Annotated in this window: 15 protein-coding genes; 9 read left to right on the forward strand and 6 right to left on the reverse strand. The window is 38.9% G+C overall.

Going from position 1 to position 14,028, the window contains the following annotated elements; translation table 11 throughout:
- Positions 1-51: 51 nt before the first annotated feature.
- From mltG to OW157_RS00255, 6 genes are all read left to right on the forward strand, one after another.
- Entirely contained in the window at positions 52-1,170 is a 1,119-nt protein-coding gene (mltG, locus tag OW157_RS00230) for an endolytic transglycosylase MltG (protein ID WP_268751316.1), read from the forward strand.
- A 76-nt stretch (positions 1,171-1,246) separates the two neighbouring features.
- Complete coding sequence (gene udk, locus OW157_RS00235; RefSeq protein ID WP_268751317.1) at positions 1,247-1,879, forward strand: uridine kinase; 633 nt, start codon at positions 1,247-1,249, stop codon at positions 1,877-1,879.
- Between the two features lie 75 nt (positions 1,880-1,954).
- Positions 1,955-2,437, forward strand: a complete 483-nt coding sequence (greA, locus tag OW157_RS00240; protein ID WP_268751318.1) for a transcription elongation factor GreA — start codon at positions 1,955-1,957, stop codon at positions 2,435-2,437.
- A gap of 379 nt (positions 2,438-2,816) precedes the next feature.
- The gene (locus OW157_RS00245) at positions 2,817-3,485 is read left to right on the forward strand and encodes a LiaF domain-containing protein (RefSeq protein WP_268751319.1); all 669 of its coding nucleotides are present in this window, start codon (positions 2,817-2,819) and stop codon (positions 3,483-3,485) included.
- Positions 3,482-4,504, forward strand: a complete 1,023-nt coding sequence (locus OW157_RS00250) for a sensor histidine kinase (protein ID WP_268751320.1) — start codon at positions 3,482-3,484, stop codon at positions 4,502-4,504. The genes OW157_RS00245 and OW157_RS00250 overlap by 4 nt, the downstream gene beginning before the upstream one ends.
- Positions 4,505-4,513: 9 nt before the next feature.
- Entirely contained in the window at positions 4,514-5,149 is a 636-nt protein-coding gene (locus OW157_RS00255) for a response regulator transcription factor (RefSeq protein WP_268751321.1), read from the forward strand.
- 168 nt (positions 5,150-5,317) lie between these two features.
- On the opposite strand, the gene rnjA is transcribed toward OW157_RS00255, so the two are convergent.
- On the reverse strand, positions 5,318-6,991 hold the full coding sequence (gene rnjA / locus OW157_RS00260; protein ID WP_268751322.1) for a ribonuclease J1: 1,674 nt from the start codon (positions 6,989-6,991) through the stop codon (positions 5,318-5,320).
- Positions 6,991-7,209, reverse strand: coding sequence for a DNA-directed RNA polymerase subunit epsilon (locus OW157_RS00265; RefSeq protein ID WP_268751323.1), 219 nt, complete (start codon positions 7,207-7,209; stop codon positions 6,991-6,993). The genes rnjA and OW157_RS00265 overlap by 1 nt, the downstream gene beginning before the upstream one ends.
- Before the next feature lie 170 nt (positions 7,210-7,379).
- On the opposite strand from OW157_RS00265, the gene OW157_RS00270 reads away from it, so the two are divergent.
- Positions 7,380-8,366, forward strand: a complete 987-nt coding sequence (locus OW157_RS00270; protein ID WP_268751324.1) for an aromatic acid exporter family protein — start codon at positions 7,380-7,382, stop codon at positions 8,364-8,366.
- 47 nt (positions 8,367-8,413) lie between these two features.
- On the opposite strand, the gene trhA is transcribed toward OW157_RS00270, so the two are convergent.
- The gene (gene trhA / locus OW157_RS00275; protein ID WP_268751325.1) at positions 8,414-9,082 is read right to left on the reverse strand and encodes a PAQR family membrane homeostasis protein TrhA; all 669 of its coding nucleotides are present in this window, start codon (positions 9,080-9,082) and stop codon (positions 8,414-8,416) included.
- A 102-nt stretch (positions 9,083-9,184) separates the two neighbouring features.
- Here trhA and OW157_RS00280 point away from each other — a divergent pair, with 102 nt between their 5' ends.
- Positions 9,185-10,420, forward strand: a complete 1,236-nt coding sequence (locus OW157_RS00280; protein ID WP_268751326.1) for a YcjF family protein — start codon at positions 9,185-9,187, stop codon at positions 10,418-10,420.
- Positions 10,421-10,521: 101 nt separating this feature from the next.
- Positions 10,522-11,109, forward strand: a complete 588-nt coding sequence (locus tag OW157_RS00285) for a DUF1836 domain-containing protein (RefSeq protein ID WP_268752759.1) — start codon at positions 10,522-10,524, stop codon at positions 11,107-11,109.
- A 485-nt stretch (positions 11,110-11,594) separates the two neighbouring features.
- On the opposite strand, the gene OW157_RS00290 is transcribed toward OW157_RS00285, so the two are convergent.
- The 3 genes from OW157_RS00290 to OW157_RS00300 form a co-directional block, all read right to left on the reverse strand.
- Positions 11,595-13,190: an ABC1 kinase family protein gene (locus tag OW157_RS00290; protein ID WP_268751328.1), complete on the reverse strand. Its 1,596-nt coding sequence runs from the start codon at positions 13,188-13,190 to the stop codon at positions 11,595-11,597.
- Between the two features lie 116 nt (positions 13,191-13,306).
- On the reverse strand, positions 13,307-13,627 hold the full coding sequence (locus tag OW157_RS00295; RefSeq protein WP_268751329.1) for a phasin family protein: 321 nt from the start codon (positions 13,625-13,627) through the stop codon (positions 13,307-13,309).
- 21 nt (positions 13,628-13,648) lie between these two features.
- Positions 13,649-13,948 carry a HesB/YadR/YfhF family protein gene (locus tag OW157_RS00300; RefSeq protein ID WP_268751330.1) on the reverse strand — a complete coding sequence of 100 codons (300 nt, stop codon included), beginning with the start codon at positions 13,946-13,948 and terminating at the stop codon, positions 13,649-13,651.
- Positions 13,949-14,028 lie beyond the last annotated feature (80 nt).

Raw genomic sequence — 14,028 nt, forward strand, 5'->3', positions numbered from 1 at the left:
TGGTAGAGTAAACTTTTGTTTAAGCTTAAACTACCGAATAAGGAGATTGCTATGGTTAGAAAATCCCAACGGAATAACGCAGACCGAAAAAATGAAGCCAAGCGCGAAGATAATCTTGCCAACAAAATAGTCAAATGGTTATTTGCTGGCCTTATTGCCTTTGTTCTATTGATATGTTTATATGGTGTATTTTTGATTACAGTGGGCGGAATTGGCAACAAGGATGAGGTTAAAGTTGATGTGCCGGTTGGTGCTTCTGCATCGAGTGTGGCAAGTCAGTTAGAAGACCAAAATGTTATTGCTAATGCTAGCTTGTTTAATTTATACCAACGGATTAAGGGCGGCCAAGGTGTACAAGCAGGTACTTATACCATGCATGAAAATATGAGTATGCAGTCAGCTTTAAAGACTTTAAATGCAGGTAGTCAATCAGGGGAAGTCTACCGCTTGGTAATTCCAGAGGGCACTAATTTAGAAGGCATTAGTCAAATTGTTGAAGAAAATTCTGATTATACCGCTGAAGAATTTATGGAAGTGGCCACAGATGAAAAATTCTTCCAAAAGATGCAGTCACTTTATCCTGATATGCTAGCTGAGGTTGCTGAAAAAGATGATGTCCGTTACAAACTAGAAGGTTACCTCTTCCCTGCGACTTATGAAATTGGGGCAGGAGAAAGTATCGAAGAAATTATTGATAAAATGGTTGGACAAATGAACCAGGTTTATAACAGTCATATTGATCAAGTCAACCAGTCAGACTATAGCTTCCATGAATTATTGACATTAGCTTCTCTAGTAGAGGCCGAAGCACCTGAAACAGCTGACCGTCAATTAATTGCGGGAATATTTATTAATCGCTTGAATACGGGGATGCCAATTCAATCAGATATCTCAATTTCTTACGCTTTAAACGAACATCGTCCTTATGTGACTTATGAAGATACTGAGGTTGATTCACCTTATAACCTCTACCAAAATCCTGGCCTAGGACCGGGACCATTTAATAGTCCTGGTTTAGAAGCCATTGAAGCCAGTTTAGCACCAGAACCGTCAGATTATCTGTATTTTGTTGCTGACTTACAAACAGGTGAGGTTTATTATGCAGAAACTTATGAGGAGCATTTAGCCTTAGTTGACCAATATGTTTCTGAAGAAAATGCCAACATGTAAGTAAAAAGAAAATACGAGGAGCTCAGGGATAGCTGAGCTTCTTTTATGCCTATTGATAGAATTGGGGGAGACGATTATGGAAAATCATCCAATTATTATTGGTGTCACTGGTGGGACTGGCTCAGGAAAGACCAGTGTCACACGAAAAATCATGGCTAATTACGAAGATGTTTCATTGGCTTATATTGAACAAGATGCCTACTATAAGGACCAGTCCCATTTGTCTTTTGAAGAGCGTGTAAAGACTAATTATGACCATCCCTTAGCCTTTGATACCGCCTTATTAAAAAAACACTTGCAAATGCTTTTAAATGGTCAAGCTATCGATATGCCTGTTTATGATTATAGTGCCCATACCCGGAGTCAAGAAACCGTTCATATCAGCCCCAAAGAAGTGATTATTCTTGAGGGAATCCTTATCTTGTATGATGAAGAATTACGTGATTTGATGGATATCAAGGTTTATGTTGACACTGATGATGATATTCGAATTATTCGGCGTATTCAACGTGATATTGCGGAACGGGGACGATCACTAGAATCAGTTATCAAACAATATACCGAAGTGGTCAAACCAATGCATGAGCAATTTATTGAACCCACTAAACGATATGCAGACTTGATTATACCTGAAGGCGGTCAAAACTTAGTCGCCATCGATTTAATGCGGACTAAGATTTCAGCTATCCTCTTAGAAAAGAAAAAGTAATTGATATTGCTTTTTAAGGTGATAAATGATATTGTAATGCTATTGATTTTTGTATAGAAACGTTAGGAGATTATTATGACTGAAGAAGTTTTTCCAATGACCCAAGAGGGTAAAGAAAAATTAGAAAAAGAACTTGAAGAATTAAAAGTTGTTAAACGTAAGGAAATCGTGGAACGGATTAAAATTGCCCGTTCTTATGGCGATTTATCTGAAAACTCAGAATACGAAGCGGCTAAAGACGAGCAAGCCTTTGTTGAAGGGCAAATTGCCAAATTAGAAAAAATGATTCGTTATGCTGAGATTATTAATCCTGAAGATTATGAAGACGATGTTGTTAGCCTAGGACGTAAGGTTAAGTTCATTGAATTACCTGATGGCGACGAAGAAGAATATTCTATTGTCGGTAAGGCAGAAGCTGATCCGATGGAAGGTAAGATTTCCAATGAATCACCAATTGCTAAGGCTTTACTAGGTAAACATGAAGGTGATGAAGTGACGATTTCCACTCCAGGTGGCGACATGCAAGTTCGTATCGTAAAAGTAGAAGAACTTGCCTAAAAAGCGATTAAATAAGAGACAAAACCGGTGAATCACCAGTTTTGTCTCTTATTTTTTTATAATAGATGGTAAGAGTGTGACAAAAGTCCCAGCCTCTTATTACATAGAAGTTTATGATTTTTTCTAATTATATAGCTTACGAATATCACGATACAGAATGACTAGCGTCTAAAAAAATAAGAGGAGACAGTTCTCAATAGTTGCTTTGTTTTCGTAATAAGCTTTTGCTTCAGAAGGACTTTGAAGATAAAAGTATTATTCATTAGTGTATTGAGAACCAACAAAATATGCATATGCTAATAATTAAAATAATACTTTTGGTGGAGCTTTTTATCGAAATATCCTGGTATAATAGAGGGGCAAATAAAGGAGGTGGCCTATGTCTAGACGAGGTAAATATGGCTTAATCGCTGTTTTAATAGTATTGAATGCCCTATCAGATGAAGGATTTACTGGTATAAGTGGTCTGCTGCTGGCCTTGTTAGTGATTGCTTACGTTCTCTTGCGGCCAATGCCCAGAAAATATACTTTTTTTGATGGCTTTCTTTTGTTTTTAGGTGGCAGTTTATTAATCATTTGTCTTCTTACTTGGCCTGTACTACGTTTCATTGTCATTTTTCTGCTCTTATTGTTGCTAGTTAAGTATTTTTCTAATGAAAATTCTGACTTTAGTCATTCTCATACTGGCTTTATCAATCGTGAACAATGGAATCAACGTAATGTCAAAGTAGAAAACTTGGATGATTTTCATTTAGTGTCTGGTACACAGACCTGCATGGTTGATTTTGGTCAAGTTCTTATCCCACGTGGAAAACATAGTGTAGTCATTCATAAATTGTCAGGGCCACTAAAGATCATTGTTCCAAGAGGAGTCGACGTGACTTGTTCTGTCTTTATGTTTAGAGGAGAATACCACAGTCATGACGAAATCGTCACTCTAAATAATGATATGCATAGAGGATGGGTTGGTAGCCAAGAAGAGAGTCCTCGTCAATTAGAAATCTTTCTTTATCAGATGTGGGGACAGGTTGAGGTGGTGCAGCTATGAAGGCTAACCGTCTTTTAGTCTTATTTTTAGGTGTGTTTTTTAGTGAATTATTAGTGGGATTAATGCTAGTATTTGCTCTGAGAGCAGAGTTAGTAATCGTTTTAACTGGTTATGATATCGTTAATCTAATTATTTTTGCTTTGGCAGGACTAGTGACTCTAGCCATTATCGCCGTTCTAGTAGCCATTGTTTTAAATCGCTTATTGTTCAAGGAAGAAGTTGAGCTGCACTATTTCTTGGAAAATGTCATGAATAAAAATAATCAGGCTAAGTTGGGTCTGGCTAGCAATCAGTATTATCTCAACCCAACCAATAGCCAATTACTAGCTGATATCAATCGTTATATAAAAGAGTTGGAGAGAAGTAAACAGCAATTAAGTTTAGCTAATGACCAAGTTTCTGGATTTCGCCAAGATCACATTGTTAAGGAAGAACGACAACGGATTGCTAGAGAACTTCATGACTCAGTGAGTCAGCAATTATTTGCCATGACTATGGTCTTATCGGCCTTAGCTGGTCAGAATCTTCCTAACGATAGCCAAGCCTTGTTAGAAAAAGTTATTGAAATGGTTCACGCTGCCCAGGCCGAAATGCGCGCTTTATTGTTGCATTTGCGTCCAGTGTCACTAACGAATGCGTCCTTGAAAACAGGTATTGAAAAATTATTTGCGGAATTAGATACTAAGGTCGCTATACGCTTGGAAACGCGTTTACAAGAAGTTGATATTGCCCATGATATTGAAGATAATTTATTTCGGATGATACAAGAGCTCTTATCAAATTCATTGCGTCATGCTCAGGCTAATATTATTGAATGTGAGCTATATGATGAATATGATGAAGTGATTGTGAGATTTATTGATGATGGTAAGGGTTTTGATTATGCAGTAGATTATCAATCACAATCTGGCTATGGACTCAAAACTATTAAAGAGCGTGTCGACCAATTATCAGGACAACTTAATGTGATGTCCCAAATAGGGAAAGGGACAGTTGTAGAAATTAGGATTCCTAAGTAGGAGGGGACTATGATTAAGGTTTTAATCGTTGATGATCATGAAATGGTACGTCTAGGAGTGGGCGCCTACCTTCAAACACAGATGGACATTGAAGTAATTGCAGAAGCCAAAGATGGTCAAGAAGCCTATCATAAAGCCTTAGACCTCCGTCCAGACGTTATTGTTATGGATTTAGTCATGGAAGGGGTTGATGGTATCCAAGCCACCAAAGCTATTATGGCAGACTGGCCCCAAGCTAAAATACTGATTGTGACTTCCTTCTTAGACGATGAGAAAGTTTACCCTGCAATTGAAGCTGGAGCGCATGGTTATATTTTAAAAACGTCTTCAGCTCATGAAATTGCTCAAGCCATTCGAAAAACTGCTAAAGATGAATCTGTTATTGCGCAAAAAGTTTCTGATAAACTCTTGGCTCGTGAAGTAGAGAGTCGAACCCACCATCTTCACGATGATTTAACGAATCGTGAGCAAGAAGTACTCCAATTAGTTGCCAAGGGCTACTCTAACCAGGAAATAGCTGATAGTCTCTTTATTTCCTTAAAAACGGTAAAAACCCATGTCTCAAATATTTTAAATAAATTACAAGTAGAAGATCGCACCCAAGCCACTATCTACGCTTATCAAAACAATTTGATTAAGGATTAAATAAAGTCTTGTAATAAATAATACGTTTAGCGTCAAATGATGCTAGACGTTTTTTATTTAGTCATTGGGCAGACAAAAAAGGGATGAGGCTGGGATTTTTGTCCCAGCTTCATCCAGCGATAGTTTTATCTTAAATTTTAAATAGTAGGCAGTAAAGGCACTCTAGATTTAAACACTTAATACAACCGGCATAATCATTGGATTGCGCTTGGTCCGTTTGTATAAGAAAGGTTGTAGGGCAGACTGCATCTTGTCACGTAATATTTTTTCACTCACTTCATTACCGGAATTAAGGTGTCCGATAACGGAAGTTTTGATAACTTTCTGGGCATCTTGAATGAGTTGTCCAGATTCACGCATATAGATAAAGCCACGTGAGACAATATCAGGTCCAGCTAGCAATTCATTTTTAGCGAAATCAATTGTTACCACAGCGATCACTAATCCATCCTCAGACAAATTGTGACGGTCACGTAGCACAATATTACCGATATCACCAATCCCTTTCCCATCAACATAAACGTCGTTAGCAGGGAAGGAACCAGCCCGACGAGCAGAGTCCGCGGTTAAGGCTAGGACCTCACCATTTTCCATCACGAAGATGTCGTCTTTAGGAATACCAACTTCTTGGCCTAATTGCGCCTGGATAGATAGCATCCGATATTCCCCATGGACTGGCATAAAGTATTTTGGCTTCAATAGTGAAAGCATTAACTTCATCTCTTGTTGGCCACCGTGTCCAGAAGTATGGACCGTATTGACCTTACCATGGATTACCTCAGCGCCTGCTTCTAGCAACTGGTTGATAACACGGTTAACGGAACTAGTATTACCTGGAATAGGTGAAGAAGAGAAGATAACCGTGTCTTCCGGTTGAATCGTAATTTGTCGGTGTGTGCCATTAGCGATTCGACTCAAGGCAGCCATGGGTTCACCTTGAGATCCTGTACACATAATCATGACTTCATCCGCTGGGTAATTATTAATTTGCCGACCTTCGATAAAGGTATCATCAGGCACATTGATATAGCCAAGTTCTTTGGCATTTTTAATGGCTGCTTCCATAGACCGACCAAAAACAGCTACCTTGCGATTAGATTGCATTGCCACATCAATAGCTTGGTTTAAACGAGAAATATTGGAAGCAAAACTAGCAAATATTATCCGTCCCTTGATGCCCATCATGATGTCCTTGAGGCTTTCACCCACGACCTTCTCAGATTTAGTAAACTCTGGAATCTCAGCATTGGTAGAATCACCAAGCATTAGTAGGACCCCTTCATCACCTAAACGTGCCATCTTGTGGATATCAGCTGGTTTACCAACTGGGGTGAAGTCAAACTTATAGTCACCTGTAAAGACAATGTTTCCTGGTGGTGTTTTGACGACGATTCCCATAGGATCTGGAATAGAGTGAGCAGTACGATAGAAACTAACAGATGTTTTGCGGAATTTAATCACATCATCTTCGTCAACTTCATGAAGTTCGGCATCACGTAAGAGCCCATGTTCATCTAATTTATTACGGATGAGTGCCATCGCTAATTTACCTGCATAGATTGGCACATTAATTTGTTTTAGTAAGAAAGGAATGCCACCAATGTGGTCTTCGTGGCCGTGAGAAATAATCAAGGCCTTTACTTTGTCTTTGTTTTGAACGAGATAGCTGTAGTTTGGAATCACATAGTCAATGCCCAACAATTCATCTTCAGGAAATTTAACACCTGCATCTAAGATGATAATTTCATCCTGGAATTGGACGGCATAGGTATTTTTTCCAATTTCGCCTAAACCCCCGACAGCAAAAACGCCGACCTCGTTGTTTTTAATGTTTAGTTTCATTATGCGTCAAACTCCGTTAATTCAAAATCTGGATTCTTTTGTTCGTAAGCCAGGTGGGCTTCATCCAATTCTTGAATATATTCAATATTGTAGGGGGTATGTGCGGTGATTAATTCGCGCACTTGGATTGGGGACTCGGCATCGATATAGAGAGCATGGGTCGCTTCACGCCGAGGCACTTCTTTTTTTGATTCTTGATAAGTGACTTTATAAATCATAGTATTCTCCTTTTCATAGTATTTTAACGATGCATAGGCTGCTCCTTCTATTTTAACATATTAGTTGGCATCATGCTTTTAATATTAATTGCTGAACAGATTTTTTCAAAATAAAGACGTGTTTAAGGAAATTATGCTAAGATTAGAAAGAATTAATGAGGAGGGGACTTATGCAAACTGCGATAATTAAGGCCATTAAATATGCCTTAGCGACATTTTTTGCCATTTTTATTGCTCAGTGGTTGGGATTAGAGTACGCCGTAACCGCGGGAATCATTGCAATATTAAGTTTAGCGGAAACCAATCGAGCGACTGTTTTATATATTGAACAAATTGCCATTACTATGTTACTAAGCTTAGGAACGGCTTGGTTGCTATTTCCCTTATTAGATTATAATATTTGGGTGTTTTCACTCTATTTATTGATCGCCTATCCATTAGCCGTCCTATTCAAGAGCCAACGTGCCATTGCACCTTGCGCCGTATCTGTGTCTCATTTACTGATTGAAGAGACAGTGGCTTTTGACTGGCTACTCAATGAATTTTTGTTACTAATTATTGGGACAGTGTTAGCACTCTTGGTTAATCTCTATCAACCTTCTAAAAATAAAATTATTTTGGCAAAACAAGCCGAGGTAGAAAATCTTATTCGCCAGATCCTAAACGAGTTTTCTGACCAGTTAGCCAATGGCGATAACTTCTATGAAAATTCGGGTCGTTTAGATGACTTGACCCTGATGATTCGTCAAGCTATTAACTTAGCTGAGGAGGAAGAAGCTAACCGCTTGTCCAAAACAAGCTTTTATTACCGGGAATATTTTGAAATGCGTAACCAGCAAACACGTATTCTCTATGAAATTGATGCCAGTCTTCATGAGGTAGGAGCAGCCATTCCCCAGCATCAGGCCTTAGCAGATTTTATGCAAGCGACCAGTCAGCAATTGCATGAAAGTAACACCGGCCGTCAGTTAAAGGCTGATTTAAGAAAAATTAGGGATTATTATAGCCAATCGCCCTTACCAAAAAGCCGTCAAGAATTTGAGGAACGGGCCATCCTATTTGAAATTCTTCAAGATTGTCAAAAATTTTTAGATATAAAAGCAAGTTTCTACCGTCATGTGCAATCTATGGACCGGCATTTTAGTAATAGGGATTAGATTAGGAAAGAAAAAAGCTGGGCGACTGGGCCCAGCTTTGCAAATAATTAGATAAAGAAATAAATCGCCATGAACATAAAGATTGATCCGGCTAAGACAAAGAAATGCCAAATCACATGGAAATAGCGAAAGTGGCTCTTGGAATAGAAGAAGGTGCCTAAGCTATAAGTTAAGCCGCCTAATACCAAATAAAGCATCCCATTAAATCCGATAGCAGCAGCTACTTGGCCAATGGCAAAGACAACTAGCCAACCCATAATCAAATAGAGTAGGGTAGAAAAGCGTTTCATCTTTTGGATAAAGAAAATTTTCATGGCTATTCCCACCAAGGCAATTGACCATTGAGCGATAAATATCAACCAGCCTAGCCGATTATTTAAGGCAATTAAACAAAAGGGCGTATAGGTTCCCGCGATTAGAAGAAAGATACTTGAGTGGTCGATAATCTTAAATATAGGGGCCGCTGAAGTAAAGGATAAGGAATGATAAAGGGTTGAGGCTAAATAAAGTAGGGTCATAGAGACACCGTAAACTGTGTAAGCAAACACCTCTAATCCAGACTCGTTATCAATCCCCTTGATAATAAGTAGGACAGTAGCAATAATCGATAAGATCACCCCGATACCATGGCTGATTGCATTGAAAACCTCGCTACGAATATAGTAATTGCGTGTAAAGGGGGCTTGGTGTAATTTTTCTTCCCAGTAAGAATTCATTTTATCACCTCTTTTTGCAAATATTATATCACAAAAATCAGACTCAAGTTGCTTGGCGAGCCCTTGGTAAGGGGCTATAATTTAATTAATGGAGGGATATTTATGAAGAATAAACTCGATTTATCGTTAATTGATGAATTTTCCAAAAAAACGAATGAAGAAATTTCTAAAATTGATCCGATTACTATTTTATTAGTTGGAAAAACTGGGGTAGGGAAGTCAACTCTGGTGAATAATTTGTTTAGAGAACGTTTGGCAGAAACAGGGGTAGGAAAACCTATTACCCAACATATTCGCCGTATTACTAAGGAAGGCATTCCCTTGGTACTCTATGATACCCGAGGCCTTGAATTAGAACAATCTGTTCAAGACCAAGTTGCTAGTGAAATCAAGCAAAGTATGGCTGAATTAGCTAAAAATGATCAGAGCATGGATGTGATTTATTATTGTTTGGCCGCTTCTTCAGGGCGAATTGAAGCCATGGAAATCGACTTTATCAAGAAATTATCCCAAGCAGCGCCGGTGATTTTAGTGCTGACGCAATCAATTGGTGATCCAGCCAGTGAATTTGCTGAGTATTTACGGGATTTGAATCTTCCCGTTCAAGCAGTGGTCCAAGTCATGGCTGAGGATTATAAGATATCTGCTGACTTAACTATTCCTGCTTTTGGATTAGAAAACTTGCTTGACAAAACTTTTGCTATTTTGGATGAAAATCAACAAGTCGCTTTTAACAATGCCCAACAGGTTGATATTGAACGTAAAGTTAAAGCAGCGCGAAGTTGGGCGCGCAAGTATATGTTAACCACTTTTGGTGTTGGCTTTACGCCTATTCCCTTTGCGGATGCCACGGTCTTAGTTCCCATGCAAATTGGAATGATGGCGCATATCACTGCAATTTTTGGTGTATCCTTAGAAAAATCTACCCTAATTGGGATTATTGGGGCGGTTGTGGGTACAGGCGGTGCCACTTATTTAGGACGGACCATAGTCAGCAATGCGGTTAAGTTTATTCCAGGCCTAGGAACAGCTGCTGGAGGACTCTTATCAGGAACAACAGCAGCGATTGTGACCACTGCTTTAGCCACATCTTATATTGAGGTATTGGCTATTTTAGCCACCCAAGAAGCCAAGGGACAAGCTCTTGATGCCAATACTGTTAAAAATATTATGCGTGAGCGATTTGAAGCCCGTTTGAAACGTAATAAAGGGGCGGAATCAGTGGAAGAAGTAGTAGAAAAGAACTTTTCTGACTTAGAAGCACCATCAAGTCAAAAAAACTCAGGTAAGTCTGGAAAAAGATGGGGTATAAAATTGCCATGGCAAAAGAAAAAATAAGTAATATCTTGTGGTTTTTTATGAAAAAGCACAAAGAATGTATTAAATCCTATAAAGAAATGTGCTATAATGGTCATAATTATTTCGATATGGGTGGTTAAATGATGAAGAATAAGTCAATTTATGATGGGTGGATCGATGAGATGGCTTCCTTTCAGTTACCACGCTGGAATGAGCTCTCTTCGGTACCGCTTTATATGGATCAATTGTTAGCCTTGGTAAAAGATTATCTTAAAAGCTTCCGTTTACAAGATACATCTAATATGGAGATTACCCCGGCTATGGTCAACAACTATGTCAAACTAGGATTGATGCCTAAACCTGAAAAGAAGCGTTACTACCGCCGTCATATTGCTTATCTAATTATCATCACATTGTTTAAGCAAGCAATTTCCATTCAAGAAATCCGTAAAGTATTAGTTTATCTTGCTGCTTCTCATGGCAATGAACAAGCATACAATTTATTTTGCACTTATTTAGAAACTTCCGTCAGAAAAGAGTGTCATTATTACCAAACAGGTGAATTTACTTATGAAAACGGCCAGGCCTATAAAGACCCTGACCACTTTGACCATTATATTATTTGGAATGCCTGCTCATTGATTACACATCTTATCTTCTCCCGACGCTTGATTGAATGCTTATCCCCTGAAGACCTAGTATTAGATGAACAAAAAATCTCATCGTAAACTAAGGATGTGAGTCAATCGCGATCAGGGACGGACCATATCAGAAGGAGGCAAAAAAATGGTGAAAGCCATTTTGGTGACTCATTCAGAAATGGATGCCGACCCTGCGATTACGAGCTCGACTAGATAGGGTGCGATGAAAAGCGGTAGGACTGAATCGTTGGACCAAAAGACTGAAGCTAGCGACAAGCTATCAAAGACTTTTGAGAAACGCATGTCAGTCCTTCTTTTTAGAGCCTAACTGATGAATAGACAACCAAACTCCAAACATCTATGGGAAAGGCAGTCTGTTCTGACTTTTGGAACTTGACTAAAAAGGATGAGATGAAATGCGGGAGCTCCGAGCTGTTGGAAATCAGGATAAGATGCACTTAAGTACAAGCTAAACACATTTGAGACTGAGCGTTGACGCTCGGTCTTTTTTGATTATATGAAAAACCGAAGCAAGCGCTCCGGTCGAACATCGGTTTAATAAAATATTTTCATTATTTACGATTGGTACGGAAAATAGAAATCAATAGGACTAAACCAATGATGCTCGCAATAATAAAGAAAATGATTCCTAATAACTCCACTGACTGGGTAGAGGCAGTGGTCACAATAAAGGTTGAAGAAATAATTAGTGCAGCTAAAATTAGCGAAGAAATCACTCGGTTGATCATTTGATTAACCTGCGTGAGCCGATCTTCGATATTTTCGAAACCAATTCGGACACTTAGTCGGTCGTTATTGATTTGGTCTAAGGTTGTTTCTAGCTTTTGTGGGATGTTTGCCAAGGTACGTGCTTGGCGGGATCCAGCTCTAAATAGGTGGTTAGGATCAAGGTAATCCTTCCAATCGATTAGATTCCCTGACCACATGAAGCTTTGAAAAACTTGCATAAAGTCCAAGTCAGGATCAAGATCTTCTAAAACGCCTTGGAGCATGACAACGGTTTTCTCCAAAATAATAAAATCTGAAGGAAAAGTGAGCCCGTGCTGGTGACCAAAACGCATGATATCTTGGAAAATAGCTTCAATATCAATACCCGCAAATCCCTTGGTTAAGTACTTGTCAAATAGATAGTTGATGTCACGGTAAAACTCTACTCGGTCAACTGGGCGGTTCTGTTTACAAATTTGGAGTAATAAGGAAACAAGTTGATCGACATCCTTGAAGACGATAGCTTTTAGGCCATCCAAGAGAAACTTCTTGTTCATGGGGGTAACAATTCCCATTAAACCAAAGTCAATAAAGACGATTTTACCATCATCAATCAATAAATTACCTGGATGGGGATCGCCGTGATAGAACCCATCGTCGAAGACCTGGTATAGATAAGCATAGACCAATTTTTCAGCAATATCACTCCGATCATAACCTTGGCTATCGAGTAGCTGATTTTGGTTGATACGACTACCATCTATGAACTCCTGGACCATGACTTTTTCGCTGGTGTAGTCTAAATAAGGTTTTGGAACACGGATAACGGTCCGGTCTTGATTGAGTTTGGCAAATTTTAGGGCATTTTGAGCTTCGTGTTCGAAGTCAATTTCTTGTAAGGTTTGTTGTTTAATTTCTTGTAATATTTCGATAGGATTAATCATAATCCCCAAAAAAATGGTTGGTATGTACTCAATAACTCGAATAAAAATATTGATGTCGCGAATGAGTTCATTTTCGATGTTAGGCCGTTGTACCTTCACAATGACCTGGTCTCCGTTCTTTAATTGCGCTCGGTGGATTTGGGCAATTGACGCTGAGGCCATAGGAATTTTGTCAAAGGATGCAAATAAGTTCTCGATGGGCTGCTGAAGGTGGAGTTCAATCAAATCTTCGATAATATTATAAGGAAGGGGTGAGGTGTTGTCTTGTAATTTTTGCAATTCCTTAATGTATTCGCTAGGTAAGATATCATTACGCGTGGAGAGAATTTGTCCAATTTTTATAAAAGATGGGCCTAATTCTTCAAAGGCCAGACGCAAGTCAGCAGGATCCTGATCATTTTTATCAGGCCGGATACGGGTTTTATAGAGATGACCAAAGCCATATTTACCTAGTACACGAATAATTTCTGCAAAACGGTCACGGTTAGCTGACACAGTCCTCACGTCCTTTCTCTATTTGTTTAATTAAGTAGAAAGAGGCTGGGATATATCCTCCCAGCCTATCAATTGGCATCATTTAACGCCGAGCTAGCGGCTATTTGATTGATTTGTTAGAAATTGTCTTCATTGAAGTCATGGTCCTTGTCTTCGATAATGGCTACTTTATCGCTAAGGATAGCCACTTGGTCGGCAAGTTTGCTGACTTGTTCTTGTAGGTCAGTTAATGAGTTTTGTTGCTCAGCTGGTTCAGTTACTCCTGCTTGTCCTCTGTGATCTTGGACGAAACGTTTAAGATCTTGGCTAAGTACTTTTCCTTCATCAACGGAAATTTGTCCCTTTTCAACTAACTTGTTTAAGGCATCAGACGCATTTTCATATGTTAGACTAGTTCCACCAACTGCTGCTAGGAATAATTTTTTTAAGGCATCCATTATAAAAACTCCTTTCAAAGTTTAAGCGTTCGGAAAACGGTATACAAAATTTTCTTTATCAGGGTCAAAGTCAACAGCGAAGTCATGACCCGCGAAGAACCAATCATCTTCTTGACTAGTGAAATAGATGATACCATCCTTTTCTTCTTGGGCGAGTATGGCTTCATTTTGAGGGTCTTTAACATGGATAGCAACGGAAAAGCCATCATGGATTTCGGTAGCCCCATAAACCTTGCTGGTGAAATTGAGGCCCTGACCAGGTTCTAATCCAATCTCGGAAACCACATAGTCATGCGCACGGTCTGAAACTGAAATTTTCATTGTTAATCCCTCATTCATTAGTTTATAGTTTCATTATAACGAACTTTTTTGACAAATCAATTCTAAGCCCTTCTAGAAAG

The sequence above is a fragment of the Aerococcus kribbianus genome, from assembly GCF_026805545.1.
In the GTDB taxonomy this organism is placed as follows: Bacteria; Bacillota; Bacilli; order Lactobacillales; family Aerococcaceae; genus Aerococcus; species Aerococcus kribbianus.

Coding starts and splice junctions, on each gene's coding strand:
- OW157_RS00280 (WP_268751326.1), top strand. CDS start 9,185: ATGAAGAATAAACTCGATTTATCGTTAATTGATGAATTTTCCAAAAAA.
- mltG (WP_268751316.1), top strand. CDS start 52: ATGGTTAGAAAATCCCAACGGAATAACGCAGACCGAAAAAATGAAGCC.
- OW157_RS00300 (WP_268751330.1), bottom strand. CDS start 13,948: ATGAAAATTTCAGTTTCAGACCGTGCGCATGACTATGTGGTTTCCGAG.
- udk (WP_268751317.1), top strand. CDS start 1,247: ATGGAAAATCATCCAATTATTATTGGTGTCACTGGTGGGACTGGCTCA.
- trhA (WP_268751325.1), bottom strand. CDS start 9,082: ATGAATTCTTACTGGGAAGAAAAATTACACCAAGCCCCCTTTACACGC.
- OW157_RS00250 (WP_268751320.1), top strand. CDS start 3,482: ATGAAGGCTAACCGTCTTTTAGTCTTATTTTTAGGTGTGTTTTTTAGT.
- greA (WP_268751318.1), top strand. CDS start 1,955: ATGACTGAAGAAGTTTTTCCAATGACCCAAGAGGGTAAAGAAAAATTA.
- rnjA (WP_268751322.1), bottom strand. CDS start 6,991: ATGAAACTAAACATTAAAAACAACGAGGTCGGCGTTTTTGCTGTCGGG.
- OW157_RS00285 (WP_268752759.1), top strand. CDS start 10,522: ATGATGAAGAATAAGTCAATTTATGATGGGTGGATCGATGAGATGGCT.
- OW157_RS00270 (WP_268751324.1), top strand. CDS start 7,380: ATGCAAACTGCGATAATTAAGGCCATTAAATATGCCTTAGCGACATTT.
- OW157_RS00245 (WP_268751319.1), top strand. CDS start 2,817: ATGTCTAGACGAGGTAAATATGGCTTAATCGCTGTTTTAATAGTATTG.
- OW157_RS00255 (WP_268751321.1), top strand. CDS start 4,514: ATGATTAAGGTTTTAATCGTTGATGATCATGAAATGGTACGTCTAGGA.
- OW157_RS00265 (WP_268751323.1), bottom strand. CDS start 7,209: ATGATTTATAAAGTCACTTATCAAGAATCAAAAAAAGAAGTGCCTCGG.
- OW157_RS00295 (WP_268751329.1), bottom strand. CDS start 13,627: ATGGATGCCTTAAAAAAATTATTCCTAGCAGCAGTTGGTGGAACTAGT.